Origin of the sequence: Vibrio frigidus (assembly GCF_042465995.1) — a bacterium.
GTDB lineage: Bacteria > Pseudomonadota > Gammaproteobacteria > Enterobacterales > Vibrionaceae > Vibrio.
On record NZ_JBCDMC010000001.1, the window covers coordinates 1 to 20,902 of the forward strand.

A 20,902-nucleotide genomic window follows, 5' to 3' on the forward strand; every position below is an offset into this window, starting at 1 on the left:
TGTGTTCTTTGACTCATGATACAGGTCTCATTCCAAGGCATAAGCTTCTCCTCTATGAAGCTTACACATTAACACCTGTTACCCATGTGCCCGGTCAGATCTGTTACCTATGTGGGCGGTCAATACCGTAGTCATCGTCATTCCCGTGAAAACGGGAATCTTGGTGAGTTTAGATCCCCATTTTCATGGAGATGACGTCGGTTTTCGTGAGGATGACGGAGGTTGATGTCTTAAGTGAACAGGATTACACCCTGAAGGGTGGGCTTTTTCCAATTAGAAGATGAACTGGTATAGGAATCCAGCACCGATTGCCATGCTTAGAATAACGAATAGGAACGCGGCCACCATCTGATTTTTGAAGATAGATTTAAGCAAAATCACTTCCGTTAAACTTGCACCTGCACTGCCAATAATTAACGCCATTACGGCCCCAAGTCCCATCCCTTTAGCGGCCAACGCTGCACTTAGGGGAATCACAGCTTCCGCACGGATATACAATGGAATACCAATTATCGCGGCGACCGGAATAGCAAATGGATTGTCTTCACTTGCAATACTCGCAACAAACTCTGTTGGCATAAAACCATAAATCATCGAGCCAAGCGCAATACCACCCACTAGATAAGGAAGCACCTTTTTAAAATCTGTCCATGTGCTATTCCAAATCTTTATCCATTTGCTTACCGTCTTTACTTTTCCACCACATGAGGAAGCACACCCTTTTGCTTCAGGGGTAATATACGCTTCTGGTTTTACGTATTTTTCAAAGCCAAACTTTTCAAGTGTGTAGCCTGCTACAACGGATACACCCATCGCGATAGCAAAGTAGAACGCGGTGACTTTTAGTCCAAACGTTACAGCAAACAGCCCGATGATTATTGGATTTAACAGTGGGCTCGCAAATAGGAAAACCATCATAGTTCCGAAGCCCGCTTTCGCCCGTAACAAACCCTTCAAGAAAGGAATGGTTGAGCATGAGCAGAACGGTGTAATCGCGCCGAGGAAACCCGCTACGAGATACCCTTTACCGTTCTTACCACTCAGAATACTCTGTATTTTTTCTGGTGGGATGTATTCCTGTAATACACCAACAAGGTAGCTAATCAATAGAAAAAGAATGGTGAGTTCTACCGCTAAAAAGGCAAACATGCCCAAGGTATCCATGACCATGTCTTGTGTAATATTCATAATGCTTTATCTCTGTATTTCTAGAATAACCGAAATATACTATCGCAAATTAATGTCGTCAATATATTTCCATAATTATCGAAATATAAACATGGAGAGGACCTACTTTGATCCATTATACCTGTAGTTAAGTCATTGAAAGTTAGTATAGGTATTTCAGTGATTGAAACATGCAATGTTCTTGTATATAGACTCAATCTTGCGACAGAACCGTAAAGTGGGTTGAACATTCCCCACATTTCGAATATTATCGAACTATAAATTAGGAGTAATGAATGAATCTAGAAAGCGTTGCAAAAGCACTGAAAGAACTTGGTCACCCTACCCGTTTGTGCATATATAAAACGGTGGTTAAGGCAGGCTTTCAAGGTATTGCTGTTGGGAAAATCCAAGAGGTATTGAAAATCCCAAATTCTACTTTGTCTCATCATATTTCTAGCCTCGCTTCCGCCGACCTGATTAAACAACGACGAGAAGGCCGCACACTATACTGTGTAGCAGAGTATGAGAACTTAGAAGGCGTGATCAGTTATCTAAGAGAAGAGTGTTGTGCAGACGAGACGGCCCTAGAACCTTAACGCCATAGGGCTAGAAACTAAAACGAGGCACATTCGGTTACGAATATACCTCGAGACAACTTGAATGCAATTATGCTTGAAAACGATTAACGAAGAATCCGTGCTCTGAACTTGCGGCCTTTAAGTTTGCCATTTTCTAGCTTTTTGAGTGCTTCTTTAACGACATTTTTATGTACCGCTACATAAGAACGCATGTCAAAAAGATTAATTTTGCCCACTTTTTTGCCATCTATGCCGTCTTGGCCAGTCAATGCTCCAAGAATATCACCTGCGCGTACTTTTTGCTTTTTACCGCCAGAGATTTCTATAGTCACCATTTCGGCTTGGTATGTTGGCTCACTCAATACCTCTTCATTCGGCAGCGCAATGGGGTCGATAGGAAGATCCATATACTCATCTATCTGTGCAACTCGATGCATTTCATTGCTGCTAAACAAACTACACGCCATACCTTTACTACCCGCACGGCCGGTACGACCTATACGGTGTACGTGAACCTCTGGATCGCGAGATAATTGATAGTTGATAACCATATCTAGGTTATCAACATCAAGTCCACGAGCTGCGACATCAGTAGCAATTAAGATGGAAATACTTTTATTTGAAAACTGAACCAGAGCTTGATTTCGGTCTCTTTGCTCTAAATCACCATGAAGGTCGATAACGTCAAACCCTTCTTGATACAGCTCTTCGGCAACCTCTTGAACTTCGCGTTTTGTATTACAGAAGATCACAGAAGATTCAGGTCGATGCGACAATAGCAGCTTTTTGACCGCATTTAATCTGTCCGTATCATTGCCTACTTTGTAGAAGAATTGCGAAATACTTGAGTTATCATGGGTTGCCTCAACCTTAACCAACTCAGGCTTCTTCATTATTTTGTTAGCCACTGTTTGAATCTGTTCTGGGAAGGTCGCACTAAATAGGAGTGTTTGTCTTTCTGTTGGTGCTTCACCGATTATCGCATCTAGTGCATCTTGGAAGCCCATATCCAACATTCTGTCAGCTTCATCCAAAACCAAAGTGTTGAGCTCAGAAAGGTCAATACGTCCTCTCTCAAGGTGATCCAAAATACGACCAGGTGTGCCGACCAAAATATGAGCACCGTGTTCAAGTGAACCAATCTGTGGACCCATTGGCATACCGCCACAAAGTGTCAATACCTTAATATTGTGAATAGAACGCGCCAACGATCGGATCTCTTTTGCTACCTGATCAGCGAGTTCCCTTGTTGGGCACAATACTAAGCATTGAACTCTAAAGCGTTTTACATTGAGGTTAGTCAATAAGCTAAGTCCAAACGCAGCCGTCTTGCCTGAGCCGGTTTTTCCTTGCCCAATAACGTCAACGCCTTTAAGCATAAGGGGTAATGCTTTTGCTTGAATGGGTGTCATTGAGGTATAACCCAATGTCTCCAAGTTTTGCAATAAAGCAGGCGATAAAGAAAGAGTAGAAAATGGTATCTGGCTCAAGGGAATGTCCTATCGGTTAGGGAGTGACGAAATTGGAAGCGCACGATAACTGTATCGATGCGCTATTACAACTGTTAGTTACTCTAATCATTATTGTTCAGCTAAACTCGGGATATTTAAGTTATCGCTACTTTAGGCTGTATAAAATCACAAATACAAAAATATCGCATTTAGCTGTTATCTATCTTCTTAATAACCCTGCACGGATTACCTGCTGCAACTACATTTTCCGGTACATCTTTGGTGACTACGGCACCTGCACCAATCACGGAATTGGCCCCAATTGTCACGCCCGGACAGATGATTACGCCGCCACCTATCCACACATTATCACCGATTGTGATCGGTAAGCCAAATTCAACACCCTCTTCAACTCTGCTTTTCACATCCGTTGGATGACCCGCAGTATAAACTTGAACATTGGGCGCAAAGAGCACGTTATCACCAATATCAACTCGATTCACATCTAATATAATGCAGTTAAAATTAGCATAAAAATTCTTACCTACACGGATATTGCTACCGTAATCACATCGAAAAGGTGGTTCGATATAAGTATCATCCGTCGCATTTGAAATCAGTTGCTTGATCGATGCCTTCCATTCGTCACTATTTGGTAAGCTATTATTTAGTAATTGTAATGTTTTACGGCAAGCGACACGTTCTGAATACAGTTCTTTGTCCCAAGCAAGATAGGGCTCACCAGCCAACATTTTTTGTTTTTCACTTCTCATTAACTGTTCCAATTTCTAATTTTTTTATCCAAAGCACAGCGTACCCTCCGATAGTGATCTCTTGGTTAAGTGAAATATCATTCCCTGTCAGCAAGTCAAACACCTGATTCGCCTGTAGCAGATCGCAAATAGAACTTGGTATTGATTGCGGATGTTCACTGAAATTGCAAATAGCGAGCAGCTTCTCTCCGTTTTTATGTTCACGGGAATAAGCAAATAAGTGAGAACGGTAGGTTTCCAGTATCTGTGTACTTGCTTCGCCAAACACAGATTCAGATTGACGAATAGCAATCATCTGGCTTAGTTGGCGATTAATGATACCTTGTGGGGACGTCGCATGCTTCGCTAAGTTGACAATCTCTGCTGTAATCGCGGGTCGGTTGACCCAGCGAGAATCGTCTTTTTTAAATTCATCATCTAGATAAGTATGATCATTCAACACGCCGATCTCGTCACCTTGATAGATAAGCGGAATACCACCAATACTCAAGCTTATGCTGTTAAGAAGTAATATCCGCTTGATGGCGAAATCCAATTCTTGCGTGTCACCTGATATTACCGCTTTTTCTAACCCTGCTAATGAGGCCAGTGAGCCGCACACTCGGCAGTCGCCCGTTGTCGGGTTCTCTTGAAATGGTACTCCCTTCGCAAAAGAACCGTCAAAACGACCCGTGTAAAATCGGTTCAGAAAACGACGATGATCGAAGCCATTTATCCCCAACTGACTCGCCACATCATCATCAAACGTCCATCCTATGTCATCGTGACATCGGATATAATTCACCCATGCACAGTCGGGGGAAATCTCGAAGCTCTTCTTAAGCGAAGCCGTTAATAGTTTGGTTTCTCTGGTTGCCAAACTTTCCCACATAAGTGCCATCATAAGTGGGTTATATGAGAGCTGGCATTCATTCTTATCGATATATTTTGCAACTTCATCGGGGTGAACAATCGCTTCTGACTTGAACTGAACGGCGGGAGCAACAATCTGCAAACAGAGATTAAATGCCTGAATAAGCGTATGTGCTTTTGGCAAGTTTTCGCATTGTGTCCACTTTTCCTTCCAGATAAACGCAAGTGCATCTAGGCGCAATCCTTCACACCCTATATTTGCTAAAAAAAGCATTTCATCCGCAATCGCATTAAACACCGCAGGGTTAGAATAATTAAGATCCCATTGGAAACGGTTAAATGTGGTCCATACCCATTTGTTTGGTTGTTCTAGAAAGGTAAAACTTCCTCGTCTTACCGTAGGGAAAATTTCACGACATGTTTGATTATATTCATCCACCTCTTTTTTATCATCGAAAAAATGATAAAAATCCGCGAACTCTGGGTCGCCAGTTAATGCTTTTTTTGCCCATTCATGTTCATTTGAGGTGTGGTTAAACACAAAATCAAGAACCAAGCTAATACCCGCTTCGCTAAAAGCGTCAGAGAGATCCTGTAGGTCTTTTTCACTTCCTAATGCTGAATCGACTTTACGATAATCAGATACCGCATAACCACCGTCACTATCACCTTTAGGGGACTGGTATAGCGGCATCAAGTGAACATAATTAACACCTAGGCTTTGAAAATAGGGTAACTTGCGTTTAAGTTTTTTTAAGTCACCAGCAAACAAATCAACGTAGAGTGCCATGCCCAACATCTTTTCACTTCGATACCAAGTGGGATCGAGAAGGCGCTGCTCGTCTCTCATTTTTAATTTAGGTTTACGACTGGCGAATGCCGACGCCAAACCATTGACTAGATTTTGCAGATGAAAGAAAAAATCATAATGATCGGAATAGAGTAGATGGAGCTTAGAAACCAGTTCTGGAAAATGACGCTCTAAACGCTCTAGAAAAACCTTTTCTTCTTTATTGGTCAACGTTGGCAGGGTGACTGAACTCAAGACTTGTTTTAATGCTTTCTCGCTCAACGAATGTGACAGCATTGAGAACTCCCTTATTACGTGTACTTTATTGACAGTTAAATAGCATGATATTTAACTTAATCGTTTAAGTAACAGTTAAGGAAGTGATTAAGTCTTATTTTGTGATGCTAATCGCCATAGATAGTCAAACAGATAACAGCCACCGAATACCTTCCCTACTTCAGTGGCTAATCGCTAGCGACAATTAAATCAAAAGAGCAATTACATTATGTCAGACTAGAAAAATTGAATCGATTTTCTACCGCTACTTTTTTTTGTAGGCTCTTCAGGTTCTGACTCAGATTCTTTAATTTCTGATTCAGTCTCTTCCAAAGGGGCCTCTTCGTATTCGTTTTGAATAGGTGCGTCTAGCATCTCATGATCGTTAGACTCAATATCCGAATCACTCACCTGATACTCTTGCGCGACCAGATCTTCTTCAAAAACTTCGGGTAGTTCGCCTTCGGGAAGATCACACAAAACCACATAATACTCTTGATTAAATTCAACCAAATCGCCGTCAAACATTTTACGACGTTTTCTGGTCTCTATTTCACCATTAACAGCCACATATCCTTCTGAGATAATATGTTTTGCCTCACCGCCACCGTTGACCAAGTTAGCTATTTTAAATAATTTATAAAGTTCAATTGGTTGACTGCTGATCTCGATACCGATCGCCTCAACTTCTACTTCATCAGAGGAGAGATCGTCTGCTTGCTCTTCGTTCATGGGAATGACCTATAGGGATATTTGAGCGTAGTGTAACAAAATTCAGTGGCAAGTGGATAAAGTGAGGGATATAAGAGGGTTTAAATATCGTCGTGTCGATAACAAGGGAAAAACTACCCATGCTTCGTGTGAAAAGCATGGGTCAATATCAGTTTATGCAAACATCATAGGATCTGTTGTTAAACAGCCTGAAAGGTCAACAGACCCTACTATGACACATCAAATGAGCAGCGTATCGACTCACAGAATACTCGACAGAAACGTTTTTAATCGAGGGTGAGACGGATTTTCAAAAAAGTTTTCTGGGATATCGTCAACAAGCAGCTGGCCATCTTCCATAAACAGAACTCTGTCTGCTACTTCGCTAGCGAAACCCATCTCATGCGTAACAACGACCATGGTCATACCCTCTTCCGCAAGCGACTTCATCACTTCTAAAACCTCTCCAACCATCTCTGGGTCGAGTGCAGATGTTGGCTCATCAAACAGCATGAGATCGGGATTCATCGCTAACGCACGTGCAATAGCAACACGCTGTTGTTGTCCGCCGGATAGCTGACTTGGAAAGACATCTATTTTTTCAGCTAGTCCTACTCTGGTCAGCAGTTGCACAGCCTTCTTTTCTACTTCATCTTTATCTAGCTTAGATACCTTCAATGGAGCAAGCATCACATTTTTTTTGACTGAAAGATGTGGGAATAGATTGAAGGACTGGAATACCATGCCAACGTTTTCGCGTAACACATTGATGTCAGTAGAAGAGTCATACATATTGATACCATCTATGATGATATCGCCATCCGTCACGACCTCTAATTGGTTTAGTGTACGCAAGAAGGTTGATTTACCTGAACCAGACGGCCCAATAATTACCACGACTTCTCCACGTTTTACAGTCACGGACACCTTTTTTAGTGCGTGACAGCCGTTATCGTAAATCTTATCTACGCTTGCGGCGACAACCATCTCTTCGCCTTTATAATCCGCTCTAGTCACTGTTTGATAGCCTCTTCTCAATGCGCTGTACACCGAAAGATAGTGTAGAAGTTAGTACAAGGTAAAGCGCCGCAACGGCAAACCATACTTCGAATGTAGCAAAGCTACCCGCAACGACTTCTCGACCAGCCTTAGTCAAATCCGTAATGGAAATAACCGACACCAATGAGGAATCTTTTATTAAGTTAATCAATTGTCCAGCCATAGGTGGTAGCGTGCGTTTAAATGCTTGGGGTAAGATAACGTAAGTCATTGCCTTGGGATAACTCATACCCAATGAGCGTGCTGCTTCCATTTGTCCCTGTGGGATCGACTGGATACCCGAACGAATAATTTCCGCAATATACGCCCCTGTAAAGACAGACAGCGCAGTAATACCTGCGGTAAATCTGTCTAGATCGAAGATCGTGCCTAAGAAAAAATACACGATAAAGATCTGCACAAGAAGTGGTGTACCGCGAATAATCTCAACATACAAAAAAGCGAAGTTTCGACTTAATGGGTTTGTGGATATACGCATTAACGCGGCAACTAAACCAATGACAATGGCAAAAGACAATGAAATAATTGAGAGTTGAATCGTCGTAATCAATCCGATTAAAAGTACACCCATACTCTGCTGATTTAGGCTAGAAATTCTGTCACCAGCAAAGACTAAATCACCCTCTACTACAAATACATCATCTGCTTTTTCAATTCGTTGAGCAGGGTCTCCATTGTCAAATTCAATAACAATGTTGTCCTTTTCGACCGTAATAACCGTACCATCACTATCGGCTAACGTTTCAGTTGGTGATGAATCAATTATATAGGGGACAATTCGATTCCATTGCCATGTATAATTTATTTTTTGCGAAGCGGAATAAACGGAAAAACCAATGCCGATAAGAGCGAGTACAAATAAAAAGTGCCAGGCCCAATTATTCTTTTTATGTAGCATATCAATACCAAAATGAGAGTAGTGAGAGCCAGAAACAGAACATTTCTGGCTGATTCCACCTATTTAATTTGTTTTAACCAAGCATCACTCTTGAACCACTTAGCATAAATACGCTCGTAAGTGCCATCACCTTTGATTTGACGAAGATAATTATTCAAAAAATTGACCATATCAGGATCACCTTGTTTAACGGCCCAACCAAGCGGCTCGTAGGTGAATGGTTCCAGAATTGCGTTTATTTTCTCACTATTTTGAGCAGCATAGATAGAGATAAACGGCATGTCGTAGATCATCGCGTCAGCCTTACCATTTATCACTTCCAATGCGGCATCAGTTTCAGTTTCAAACGCGTTATACTTCGCCTTACTTAACATTCTTTTTACTACCGTTTCACCGGTTGTACCAAGCTTACTTGCTACTACATATTTAGGATCGTTAAGGTCTTTGTAGCTGTTAATCTCACCCTTCAACTTAGGGTTTAGGAGTATAGATTGGCCAACGACGATATATGGGTCAGCAAAATTCACCTTCATATTACGAGGAGCCGTTATCGTCATACCCGCCATAATGATGTCACACTTACCGGTAATAAGCGCTGGAATAATGCCATCCCATGCTGTGTTTACAGGCACATATTTCACTCCCATCTGCTTCGCCATCACTTTACCTAAATCGATATCAAAACCAATATAACTATTGTTAGTAGACTTCATTTCAAATGGCATATAACCCGCATCAAAACACGCGCGTAGTTCACCAGACTCAGCAATACCGTCTAATATTGGTCCTGCGGTCGCTCCCGCAGAGCAGAGGATTATCGCGCTATATGCGGCCAACTTACCTATTTTATGCTTCATTATGTTAAATCCCTGTTATTATTGTTAACAAATTAGTCCGTTAATGGTTTTTTATTCACTATTACTAAATAATATTGCATTATATATCATTTGTACAGCATAAATACTCAGGTTACTTTTTAGAGCATCTATTCTTAATCACCAAAATTGTGCATCTATCGTTAGTTATAGCAATAGTTATGCCGATAACATCACACTTGATAAATGGAAAATTAATAGATATTTAACCCAAGAAATTAGAATATATAAGCACATTAAACTGACATGTTCTTTTTCTATGTATTTCGCTCATAATGAACGCACCTTAATGGTGCGGAAATAAAGAAAAAAGATAATATTGGTGCAGATGTTAATTGTTCGATATTTAGCCACTTATATAGAATAAACAGCTAAATTTGAGGAAACGGCGTTGGAGTAAGCCTTTGAGTATCTCAGCCGTTATCGGCGTATTAATTTTCTCGGTATTAACTCAATACCAAACTGCTGACGTTTGGCTGAAGCATTGAGTGCTAACGCAAGCGCGCTATCAGAGATTAATTCAAATTGCTGAGGCAGCGAGTTTACTTTCATTGGCAGGAAATCGAGCAATCTGTTGTCGCCAAAAGTGCCCAATTTTATTTTTGACATCAGCTCGGTGTGTTCCAAAAGCACATCCAACACGCCTTCCAAAAGAGTATAAGATGTGACCACGATGGCGTCAGGTACTTTTTTCTCACGCACCCATTGAGACAATACAGCTTTGCCTTCTTCTCTATTAAAATGCTTGCCATAACCAACGATGGATTCTTTTTTATGGATACGCGCTGCTGCGTAAAAACCTAATTGACGATCTTTAGAGATGCTTAATTCAGGCAGAGCACCGATTAATCCAACCGTCTTTACACTCTGCGACAAGACTGAATTGGTCAAATCATAGGCGGAGGTATAGTCTTCACTGATAACACACCCAAAACATTCATCATCTAAAGGACGGTCTATTGCCACGACAGGCGTACCAGATTTTTGGATTTTTAAGTAATATTCGTTTGCATTGGGTAGGCAAGTCGCCACAAACAGTGCGTCAATTCTTCGGCTCAACAGTGCGGTAGCCAAACTCTCTTCAATTTCAGCTTCGTCATCACTGCAACCAATCAAGATTTGATAACCCGCTTTTCGCGAGTTTTGTTCGAGTAATTTGGCAAGTTTGGTGTAGCTCGAGTTCTCCAGATCAGGAATAATAAGGCCAAATGAACGGCTATTCCCGGCCCGCAGAGATGAAGCTGCATGGTCAGGTTGGTAATTATGCTCATTAACAACAGCCATCACTTTATGTTGAGTCTTCTCGCTTATACGGTATTTTTTTGCTTTACCGTTGATGACATAACTCGCCGTAGTCTTTGAGACACCTGCCAACTTTGCTATTTCGACTAATGTCATTTCATTACCTTTATGTGCAGTTGATCAAAATTTTACAGATTATTTACTATTCTAGCTTGAATTATACGCTGAATCGATTCAGTATTAAAGCTGAAAGGATTCAGCAAAACTTGAAATATGACTTAAATCACTTATTTTGCACCGTGGTTTAGTGAGTTAAGCGAAACAACAAGTATCAGCAACATGTGTAGATGTTTGCTGAATTTTTTTGAAGCATTGCTGAACCGATTCAGCTTTGAACTTGCACGAGCGATGAATCGAAGATTTAGAGCAATTAGACCAGATGATTGAAGCTCACATAAAAGAGCTCTAAGAGGTACACCATGTTAAAACTGACAACATTAGATATTGAGCTTCAACAAACTGCTCAAGACAAAAGCACGGCCATTCGCGTCTTAGCGAGCGACCTCGCAAAGAAAGGATTAGTAGAAGTTGACTACGTAGAAGGTATGCTTAATCGGGAAGCACAAAACACCACCTTCCTTGGAAACGGCATTGCTATACCTCATGGTACAACCGATACCCGTCATCTGGTGAAAAGCACCGGGGTCGCTGTCCATCACTTTCCCCAAGGCGTAGATTGGGAAGACGGCAACACGGTTTATATCGCAATAGGCATCGCCGCTAAATCTGACGAGCATTTAGGCATATTAAAGCAACTGACTAAGGTTCTTTCTGCTGATGGTGTTGAAGATAAACTGAGAGATGCTTCTACAAAACAAGAAATCATCGCCCTATTAAATGGTGACGTTCAATTCACTGCAGACTTTGGTGAATCTCTGATCTTACAAGACTTCCCTGCAAGCGACATGATTCAACTTTCTGCCGTTGCGGGTGGCCTATTAAAAAACACCCATTCAGTTGAGGCGAGCTTCATCGCAGACCTTGTTAGTAAAAAACCAACCTATCTAGGTAAAGGCCTATGGTTGATCAGCAGTGTTTCCTCGGTATCACGCACTGCAATGTCTGTCGTTACTGTCGACCCCGTATTTTCATTTGAAGGCAAACCCGTCAACGGACTCATTACTTTTTCCGTTTGCAATGCCGCTCACCAAACCATGCTGGATACGATCAGTGAATTAGTCTTCCAACAGAAGCAAACCACCATTCTTCAAGCCACTAAGCAAGAGTTGGTCTCTCTATTCACACAAGATGATGGCGAAACGTCTGCTCCCACAACGTCCGATAATAATGCCGTCTTCAAGATAAAAAATGCCCACGGTTTACACGCTCGTCCAGGCGCAATGCTGGTAGCAGAAGCAAAGAAATTTGAGTCAATTATCAGTGTGAAGAATCTTGATGGAGACGGAAAGACCGTCAACGCTAAGAGCTTAATGAAGGTGATCGGATTAGGTGTTATGCATGGACATTCTTTGGCGTTCTCCGCGGATGGCATCGACGCTGGTGAAGCAATAAAAGCAATAGGCATCGCCATTGAATCTGGCCTAGGTGAAGGGTAAGGATCGTATTATGACAACCAAAAAAGTCGTTACCGTCACCCTAAATCCTGCCTTGGATCTCACTGGTAGTATGGGAACGCTAAATGTAGGTAGTGTGAGCCTCGTGAATCAAGGCTCATTACACGCTGCAGGTAAAGGCGTGAATGTTGCGAAGGTACTTTCTGATTTAGGCGCGAAGGTTACCGTCACTGGATTTCTGGGCCGTGATAACCAGGAGATGTTCTGTCAATTATTTGAAGAGATCGGTGCTACCAACAAATTTGTTCGGGTAGATGGTGCAACGCGCATCAACGTAAAATTAGTTGAGCAATCTGGAGAAGTGAGCGATATCAACTTTCCGGGTGTTGAGGTCAGCGAAGACGACATCAAGCAATTTGAGCAGACGCTTTTCGAGCTGGCGAAGAACCACGATTATTTTGTTATCGCGGGTAGCTTGCCTAAAGGTGTCTCACCCGATTTATGCGCCAGTTGGATACAGCATCTGCATAACCTTGGTAAAAAAGTGTTGTTTGACAGCAGTCGTGAAGCGCTTACCGTTGGTATCAATTCAAACCCATGGCTTATAAAACCCAACGACGAAGAGTTGTCCGAGTTTGTTGGTCGGTCTTTGGATACACCGACTGAATGTCAACAAGCTGCACAGGAGCTTGCCGACAAAGGCATCGACAACATCGTGGTCTCTATGGGGTCCAAAGGGGTGTTGTGGCTTAACCAAAATGAATGGTTACGCTCTCAGCCACCAAAAATGACGGTGGTGAGTACCGTTGGTGCTGGCGATACATTGGTTTCCGGTCTTTGTTGGGGCCATATGCAAAACATGCAGAAACCAGAACTATTGAAATTCTCTACCGCCCTCTCTGCATTAGCTGTCGCGCAAGTAGGCGTTGGTGTTCCAAGCCTAGAGGCGCTCAAATCCTTACAGGAAAAGACGCAAATTACCCAGTTGAGCTAAAACAATAAACTATTATTAGTCAATGAATTAACAAGGTCGATTATTATGAATATAGCTATTATTACAGCTTGTCCAAGTGGTGTTGCAAATAGCATCATTGCAGCAGGGCTACTTGAAAAAGCAGCGAAATCACTCGATTGGATTGCAAAAATTGAATGCCAATCTACCGTAGTGCAGGGAGATACGCTAACTGCCAATGATATTGCGCAATCTGACGTTGTCATTATCGCCGCTAACACGCCAATTGATACTACACGGTTCATCGGAAAAAAAGTGTATCAGGCGGAGATATCTAAAATTACTGAAGATACAAAAACATGGTTAGAAAAAGCCGTTTTAGAGGCAACTGAATTAACCTCTACCGAGGCAAACACACTTTCAGTACCCGTATCAAGCCATAGTGAACCTAAGAAAATTGTCGCGGTTACCGCATGTCCAACAGGTGTTGCACATACTTTCATGGCAGCTGAAGCTTTAGAAAACGAAGGAAAGCGCCTTGGCCATCAAATTAAGGTAGAAACTCGCGGTAGTGTAGGTGCAAAAAACCAGCTGACTGATCAGGAAATCGAAGAGGCTGACTTAGTTATTATCGCCGCAGATATCGATGTACCTTTAGATCGCTTTAACGGTAAGAAACTCTATAAAACGAAAACAGGACCAGCCCTTAAAAAAACCAAGCAAGAAGTGGAAAAAGCTTTCGCTGAAGCAACGGTTTATACCCAATCTAATGGCACTGTTACCGCGAAAGAAGAAGAAAGCAAAGGCATATACCAACACCTGATGACCGGGGTTTCACATATGCTACCCGTCGTTGTAGCTGGTGGTTTGATTATCGCACTCTCGTTTGTCTTTGGTATAGAAGCGTTTAAAGAAGAAGGTACTCTTGCTGCGGCACTGATGACAATAGGAGGCGGATCGGCATTCGCACTAATGATTCCTGTGCTTGCTGGTTACATCGCTTTCTCTATCGCGGATCGTCCAGGCCTTGCGCCCGGTCTTGTTGGCGGTATGTTAGCGAGCTCAATTGGCGCAGGTTTCTTGGGGGGTATCTTAGCGGGCTTTATCGCAGGCTACTCGGCCAAGTTTATCGCTGATAAACTGCAGCTTCCTCGATCAATGGACGCGTTAAAACCAATTCTTATTATTCCACTTGTCGCGACCCTATTTACTGGTCTGATAATGATCTATGTGGTTGGTGGTCCGGTTGCTACCGTCATGGCAGCAATGACTGAGTTCCTTAATAACATGGGCAATGCCAATGCCATCATGCTTGGTATCGTTCTCGGTTGTATGATGTGTTTCGACCTTGGGGGTCCAGTCAACAAAGCCGCCTACACATTTGGCGTTGGTTTATTGGCTTCGCAAACCTATGCACCTATGGCCGCTGTCATGGCTGCCGGTATGGTTCCTGCGCTCGGTATGGGTTTAGCGACCTTCCTTGCGAAAAAGAAATTCAATCAGAGTGAGCGCGAAGCTGGTAAAGCGTCATTTGTATTAGGTTTATGCTTTATTTCTGAAGGTGCTATTCCATTTGCAGCCCGTGATCCTATGCGCGTTATCCCTTGTACAATGGCTGGTGGAGCGGTTGCGGGTGCTCTTTCAATGCTTGCTGGTTGCGAGTTAATGGCACCACACGGCGGTCTCTTCGTGCTGTTTATTCCAAATGCTATCTCTTCCGTACTGATGTACATTATCGCCATAACAGCAGGTACCGCAGTTACTGGGTTTGGTTATGCGTTTTTGAAAAGCCGTGCTGAGCAAACAGAGCAAGCTATTGCTTAATTGCGTTATTTGACTTGCATTCAAGTTATCAGATCAACAGAGCCTTCATAACGAGGCTCTGTTTTTTTTGATAGAACAATTAATCAAAAATAGTCTGTGAAAAATTGTATCTTGCATCAAGAATTGCAGTATCCTTGCCCGCCTAACCAATTGGGATATCAATACATTAAGAGCAGTTTCTATGGGCGAGCTGAAAAAAGAAATTACGTTATGGTCTGGCGTTGGCCAATTATCTACCACCCTATTGGGTACTGGCCTATTTATGATACCCGCAATCGCAGCAGGTATCGCGGGCGAAGCGTCACTATGGGCATGGCTGATTTTATTTGTCGCCATCATCCCTATCGCCCTGACCTTCGCAGCCCTTGGTAAACGTTTTCCAAGTTCTGGTGGCACCGCTTATTTTGTCCGCAAAGCCTTTGGTCCACGAATGGAGCGCAGCGTTGGCTGGTTATTTTTGAGTGTTACACCTGTTGGTATTCCCGCGGGTATTGCCTTAGCCGGTAGTTTTGGAAAACCGCTACTTCCTGCCCCTTTTGATCACACCCTCGTCGCTGAACTTATCACGATCGGCTTATTGATTGCAGTCAATCTGATTGGTAGCAAATCGTCAGCACGGATTCAAACGATTGTTGCTTTGGCTATCTGTGCCCTTGTGTCTCTGTTCTGGATCTATGGTGGTGTCAGCACCGCAGATATTAAAATGCCGGTTTTAACCACCGATTCTATTTTTCCGATTGCATCTGCATTGGGCGTGATGTTCTGGTGTTTTGTCGGTATTGAAGCATTTGCTCATATGGGAGAAGAATTTAAAAAACCCGAAACGGATTTCCCTATCGCGATTATCTTGGGATCTCTATTTGCTGGTGTGATCTATTGGAGTTGCTCTGTTGTCATTCTTAAGTTCCAAGCTTACGGTACAGAAGCGCTTTCTTCTGGATCTATCCCTTGGATAAGTGAGCAAATTTTTGGTAGAAAAGGGGCGACGCTCATTAGCCTTGTCGGATATTTCGCCTGTTTCGCTAGCCTTAATTTATATGTGCAAAGCTTATCTAGAATGGCATACGCTATCGCTAAGAACAGCCATCCTCAGACCAAAATGGCGGTCATCTCTAAACGTGGCGTTCCTACCGTAGCTACTCTTACTATCACCGGAATTTTGGTTATCTGTGCATTCGTCGGAGAAGTTTTGAGTGTTGATCTAGAAGCGCTGGTAAAATTAGCCAACGGGGTATTTGTTCTGGTTTATTTGCTTGCCATGCTATCGGCGTACAAACTGCTCACTGACACGAATAAAGTACTTTCTCTCATTGCTCTGGTCATCACTATTCTGGTATTTGCATGCCTCGGTTGGGCTTCTCTCTATGCTATTGCTGTTTTTGCTTTGGTTCATTTTGTAAGAAGAGATATTAAAAATTTCAGACCACAACCGGCAGATAAAGAATAACTCCTCGCATCAAAGACGGGGTTTCTTCCTTCGATAGCCATTAGGCATCATCCGTATGTAGAGAACTGAGCTGATATGAAAATCATTTTTTATATTAGTCTCAAAACCGTCTTGCAATAATGTACGTACACCCCAAAAAGTGTGAACTACTTATCTTCATTAAGAAAGCGGTATTAAATCGAGCTTTTAACTAAAGATTGTCGGAATTAGGCCGCTATACTTGTAAGTGTTAGTTAGGCTTTATATAAAAAATAATAATTATATTTACTTGAGCGTACGGGATGGTTTTCTATTCTGTGTATAAGCTTATTGACGAAAGTCCGAAATACCTTTTGTTAAGGGATTTAATATGAAATTTAGTCACAAAATTGTTGCTGCTTCAACATTATTGATGCTTGTAACCGTTGCGATAGTTACTACAAAGCAAGTTTTTACCACCCAAAGCCTCCTTACTGAAACCATCATGCATGGGTTAAACAATGCAATGGATAGTGTAAAAAGTAATGTCGCTGATAAGATCTCCGGACAAAAAGCACTCGCTATTTATACAACAGAAATGGCTAACGATGATCTAAGCCCCGATGCCATTAAGAAAGCAATTAATAAACCCAGTCTAAAAAAACCTTTCATACTTGTTGGTGCTGGTTTAGAAACAAACGGTAAAGCGATCAGTGGCGATGTTAACTGGGACCCCGGTGCTAGTTGGGATGCGCGCGCTCGCCCTTGGTATAAGGACGCCAAATCAAAAAATGCACTTATCATTACTGCCCCCTATGCCGATTCTGTTACCAAAGAGATCGTAATCTCAATTGCAACACCATTGAAAAAAAGTGGACAATTTGTTGGTGCATTGTTCTTTGATGTGAGTCTCGCAAGTTTGGCCGAAACAATAAACCAAGTGAACCTTTTTGATGCAGGGTTCCTATTTATTGTCTCCTCTGACGGGACGATTATTGCTCACCCAGATACTGAATTAAACGGCAAACCATTTTCTGAAATGCACGCTCAAGTGAACATTTCTGAAAAGATGCAGATTGTGAACTCAGATGGAAATGAGTTAGCTTATGACTTTCGAAAAATACCCGGAATTGACTGGTATGTTGGTTCAGTAATCGACAATGGTATTGCTTTCCAACCCGTTAGTGATATGCGTACAAGTTCTATCATTGTTACCACCATCTCGCTGATAATCAGTATCGGCTTGCTACTTGTGTTGATTGGTAAATTAATGAGGCCATTAGGATCACTTAATGATGCAATCCAAGATGTTGCTACTGGTGACGGTAATCTAACACAACGTTTAGCCACCACCACAGACACCGAATTTGCAGAGCTCGCAAAAGGTTTCAACCTGTTTACCGAGAGCCTACAAGACAAGATAAAACAACTCAAAGGCATAAGTCACGAGATACTAAAAGGTGCCGAATCAAGTTCTGAAGGCGCGTCTGCTGCGGCTGCGGCTATGACAGAACAGATGCGTGAAATTGAACAATTGGCGACGGCAATGCATGAAATGGCCACGACTTCTACCGACATGGCTGGTAATGCACAAGGTGCTGCGTCTGCGGCTCAAGAAGCCGATAACGCCACACAAGAAGGCAGTGCTATCGTTAGCCATACGACAGAATCTATTGGCGCGTTATCCGCCAGCATTGACGATGCCGTCATACAAGTAAAATCATTGGAAGATGCTACCGATAGAATTGAAACCGTACTTCAGGTGATTAACGATATCGCAGACCAAACTAACCTGCTTGCGCTCAATGCAGCAATTGAAGCCGCGCGCGCCGGAGACTATGGTCGCGGGTTTGCGGTTGTTGCGGATGAAGTGAGGACATTGGCACAACGAACTCAAGAGTCCACTACTGAAATCCGTACCATGATTGAACAACTACAAGCCGGTGCAGGTGCGGTAGCTAAGGCGATGGGTACAAGTAAAGAGACCGCAGTTACAACTGTGACCCAAGCACAAGAGGCAAATAGCGCGCTAGAGCGCATTAGAGAAGCTATTCAGCGTATCACCGATATGAATATGCAGATCGCTTCCGCAGCGGAGGAACAAAGCTTAGTGGCTGAAGAAATAAACTCTAATACTGTGAAAATCAAAGATTTGTCAGACCTCGTTGCCAATGCCGCAGGTGAATCTAGTAAAGAAATGCAGATTCAAAGCGACAATGTTCGAGAGCAGAATGGTATCTTAGACAAATTTATAGTGTAAGGTTATCCGCTTCAAAGAAAGGGTGAGTAGATATCTACTCACCCTTTAAATTGTAGAAAACCCATCCCCCCAACTAGGGCCTGTATTACACTTAAAACACGGCATACAACGTGTTATTTCATTGACGTTTTCGCTTTGTCATTGTGAATATCTTATTTATGCTAAACACTTCTTTTCAATCTTCTTCTATACTTTCCCCATTCCAGTGCAGTTTGCCTCTACTGAGCAAGACGACTTGAATAATTATTATTAAAAACAATATAACCCTTTGATTTTAAATAGAGAAAATATAAGCATACTTTCCAAGTATTGACTTTATTTCAATGGGTTAACATTATAATAAGGGAATATATGTACAAAAAAACATTAACGTCAGTTGGCTTGTTTTTTCTTTCCATTAACGCCAATGCCACCTCGCAAGTGGCGGACTCTGTCGCTCCAGAGTTAACCAGCAAAGTGACAGCTAAACAGGCTGTCGTCGCCAATGACTACATGGTCGCAGCAGCAAACCCATTGGCCGCTCAAGCAGGATATGAGGTATTAAAAAATGGGGGTAATGCTGCCGACGCTTTAGTTGCAATACAAACCGTATTGGGCTTAGTTGAGCCACAATCTTCTGGTTTGGGTGGTGGTGCCTTTTTGGTTTACTATGATGCAAAATCTAAAAAAATCACCACGTTTGATGGCAGAGAAACGGCCCCTTTAGCTGCTCGTCCCGAACTTTTTCAAGACGAAAATGGTAAGCCTTTAAAATTTTATGACGCTGTTGTCGGCGGCCGCTCTGTGGGTACGCCCGGCACGGTAAAGTTACTCGCAACGATGCATGAAAAATATGGACAAAAGAGCTGGACCGAGTTATTTGTGCCGGCAACAAAAATGGCGACGGACGGGTTTACCGTGTCAGAACGACTGGCCTCTTCTATTGCAAAAGATAAAGAGCGCTTGAGCCGCTATCCAGACACCAAGGCCTATTTCTTCACATCCGATGGGCAACCTCTTGCTCAAGGCAGCACATTAAAAAATCCCGCTTATGCGAAAACGCTTGCGACTTTAGCAAGAGAAGGGGAAAGTGCCTTTTATCAAGGTCAAATAGCCAAAGATATCGTAGCGAAAGTCACCGGCATTACCGATAACCCTGGCTATCTATCTCAAGCCGACTTTACTAACTACGCCGTTGTAGAAAGAGAGACCACCTGTGCTCCGTACCGACAATATGACATCTGCGGCATGGGACCACCAAGTTCTGGTGCCCTTACTGTTGGGCAAATTATGGGCATCTCTAGTCATTTTGATTTAGGCGTAATGGGACCTGAAGATCCCGTTTCATGGCAGATAATAGGGGATGCATCTCGATTAGCCTTTGCTGACCGAGGTCGTTATATGGCGGACTCAGATTTTGTACCCGTTCCTGAAGGGTTAGTTGACCCTGATTACCTTGCTAGCCGATCGTCATTGATCAAAAAAGGCAGCGCATTATCGACGGTTACGGCCGGAGATCCACCATGGGCGAATAAAATAGCCCTAGCCGATGATCAGTCCATTGAATTACCAAGCACAACGCATCTAGTGATTGCCGATAAAGAAGGTAATATCGTGTCAATGACCAGTACCGTCGAGAATGGTTTTGGTTCTAGAGTGATGAGCAACGGTTTTATTCTCAATAATGAATTAACCGACTTCTCTTTTGCCACGTATAAAGATGGCTATCCCATTGCGAACCGCCTCGAACCAGGAAAGCGCCCTCGTTCTTCTATGGCGCCAACGATCGTGATGAAACAAGGGCAACCTTACATGGCCGTTGGTTCTCCGGGAGGCTCTCGCATTATTGGTTACGTCGCGCAAACATTGATCGCACACTTAGATTGGGGAATGGATATTCAACAAGCCATCGATATGCCACATATGGTGAATAGATTCGGTACCTATGACCTTGAGCAAGGTACATCCGCAGAAAGCTTTAAAGAACCATTAGAAAAAATGGGATTTAAAGTTAATATCCGCGACCTCAACTCGGGTCTTCATGCCATTTTATTTAAAGACGGCAAATTGATAGGGGGTGCAGACCCTCGTCGTGAAGGCGTGGCTTTAGGTGATTAACTTCGCCATTAATTGACCGTTACTTGATTAAGTGCCGTGACGTCAGGGTAAGTAGCAGGGATAAAAATAGGGCCATTTTCAATAAACTGAACTGGCCCCTATAAAATACCAATCT

16 protein-coding genes are annotated in these 20,902 nt (G+C 42.7%); 7 read left to right on the plus strand and 9 right to left on the minus strand.

Annotation, left to right across the window (positions count from 1 at the left end; all coding sequences use genetic code 11):
• Positions 1-273: 273 nt before the first annotated feature.
• Positions 274-1,191 (minus strand): permease, encoded by a 918-nt coding sequence (locus AACW90_RS00005; RefSeq protein WP_390230776.1) that lies wholly within the window; start codon positions 1,189-1,191, stop codon positions 274-276.
• 272 nt (positions 1,192-1,463) lie between these two features.
• On the opposite strand from AACW90_RS00005, the gene AACW90_RS00010 reads away from it, so the two are divergent.
• Complete coding sequence (locus AACW90_RS00010; protein ID WP_390229198.1) at positions 1,464-1,766, plus strand: ArsR/SmtB family transcription factor; 303 nt, start codon at positions 1,464-1,466, stop codon at positions 1,764-1,766.
• 86 nt (positions 1,767-1,852) lie between these two features.
• Here the strand turns inward: AACW90_RS00010 and dbpA are convergent, their stop codons facing one another.
• The 8 genes from dbpA to cra all read right to left on the minus strand — a co-directional run bounded on the left by dbpA (position 1,853) and on the right by cra (position 10,831).
• Positions 1,853-3,238: an ATP-dependent RNA helicase DbpA gene (dbpA, locus tag AACW90_RS00015; protein WP_390229200.1), complete on the minus strand. Its 1,386-nt coding sequence runs from the start codon at positions 3,236-3,238 to the stop codon at positions 1,853-1,855.
• A gap of 170 nt (positions 3,239-3,408) precedes the next feature.
• Positions 3,409-3,972, minus strand: a complete 564-nt coding sequence (locus AACW90_RS00020) for a sugar O-acetyltransferase (protein ID WP_390229202.1) — start codon at positions 3,970-3,972, stop codon at positions 3,409-3,411.
• Positions 3,962-5,911, minus strand: a complete 1,950-nt coding sequence (locus AACW90_RS00025; RefSeq protein WP_390229204.1) for an alpha-amylase family protein — start codon at positions 5,909-5,911, stop codon at positions 3,962-3,964. The genes AACW90_RS00020 and AACW90_RS00025 overlap by 11 nt, the downstream gene beginning before the upstream one ends.
• 216 nt (positions 5,912-6,127) lie before the next feature.
• A complete protein-coding gene (locus AACW90_RS00030; protein ID WP_390229206.1) occupies positions 6,128-6,622 on the minus strand; it encodes an RNA-binding S4 domain-containing protein in 495 nt (164 codons plus the stop codon).
• Between the two features lie 240 nt (positions 6,623-6,862).
• On the minus strand, positions 6,863-7,588 hold the full coding sequence (locus AACW90_RS00035; RefSeq protein ID WP_390230779.1) for an amino acid ABC transporter ATP-binding protein: 726 nt from the start codon (positions 7,586-7,588) through the stop codon (positions 6,863-6,865).
• Between the two features lie 22 nt (positions 7,589-7,610).
• Positions 7,611-8,558, minus strand: a complete 948-nt coding sequence (locus AACW90_RS00040; protein WP_390229208.1) for an amino acid ABC transporter permease — start codon at positions 8,556-8,558, stop codon at positions 7,611-7,613.
• A gap of 59 nt (positions 8,559-8,617) precedes the next feature.
• Complete coding sequence (locus tag AACW90_RS00045) at positions 8,618-9,415, minus strand: transporter substrate-binding domain-containing protein (RefSeq protein ID WP_390229210.1); 798 nt, start codon at positions 9,413-9,415, stop codon at positions 8,618-8,620.
• Between the two features lie 438 nt (positions 9,416-9,853).
• Positions 9,854-10,831 (minus strand): catabolite repressor/activator, encoded by a 978-nt coding sequence (cra, locus tag AACW90_RS00050; RefSeq protein ID WP_195705599.1) that lies wholly within the window; start codon positions 10,829-10,831, stop codon positions 9,854-9,856.
• A gap of 323 nt (positions 10,832-11,154) precedes the next feature.
• Here cra and fruB point away from each other — a divergent pair, with 323 nt between their 5' ends.
• The 6 genes from fruB (at position 11,155) to ggt (ending at position 20,787) form a co-directional block, all read left to right on the plus strand.
• Positions 11,155-12,291 (plus strand): fused PTS fructose transporter subunit IIA/HPr protein, encoded by a 1,137-nt coding sequence (gene fruB / locus AACW90_RS00055; protein ID WP_390229213.1) that lies wholly within the window; start codon positions 11,155-11,157, stop codon positions 12,289-12,291.
• A 10-nt stretch (positions 12,292-12,301) separates the two neighbouring features.
• Entirely contained in the window at positions 12,302-13,243 is a 942-nt protein-coding gene (gene pfkB / locus AACW90_RS00060) for a 1-phosphofructokinase (protein WP_390229215.1), read from the plus strand.
• A gap of 45 nt (positions 13,244-13,288) precedes the next feature.
• Positions 13,289-15,025, plus strand: coding sequence for a PTS fructose transporter subunit IIBC (gene fruA / locus AACW90_RS00065; RefSeq protein ID WP_390229217.1), 1,737 nt, complete (start codon positions 13,289-13,291; stop codon positions 15,023-15,025).
• 181 nt (positions 15,026-15,206) lie between these two features.
• The gene (gene yjeH / locus AACW90_RS00070; protein WP_390229219.1) at positions 15,207-16,472 is read left to right on the plus strand and encodes an L-methionine/branched-chain amino acid transporter; all 1,266 of its coding nucleotides are present in this window, start codon (positions 15,207-15,209) and stop codon (positions 16,470-16,472) included.
• A gap of 349 nt (positions 16,473-16,821) precedes the next feature.
• Positions 16,822-18,690 carry a methyl-accepting chemotaxis protein gene (locus tag AACW90_RS00075; protein WP_390229221.1) on the plus strand — a complete coding sequence of 623 codons (1,869 nt, stop codon included), beginning with the start codon at positions 16,822-16,824 and terminating at the stop codon, positions 18,688-18,690.
• A 351-nt stretch (positions 18,691-19,041) separates the two neighbouring features.
• On the plus strand, positions 19,042-20,787 hold the full coding sequence (ggt, locus tag AACW90_RS00080) for a gamma-glutamyltransferase (protein WP_390229223.1): 1,746 nt from the start codon (positions 19,042-19,044) through the stop codon (positions 20,785-20,787).
• Positions 20,788-20,902 lie beyond the last annotated feature (115 nt).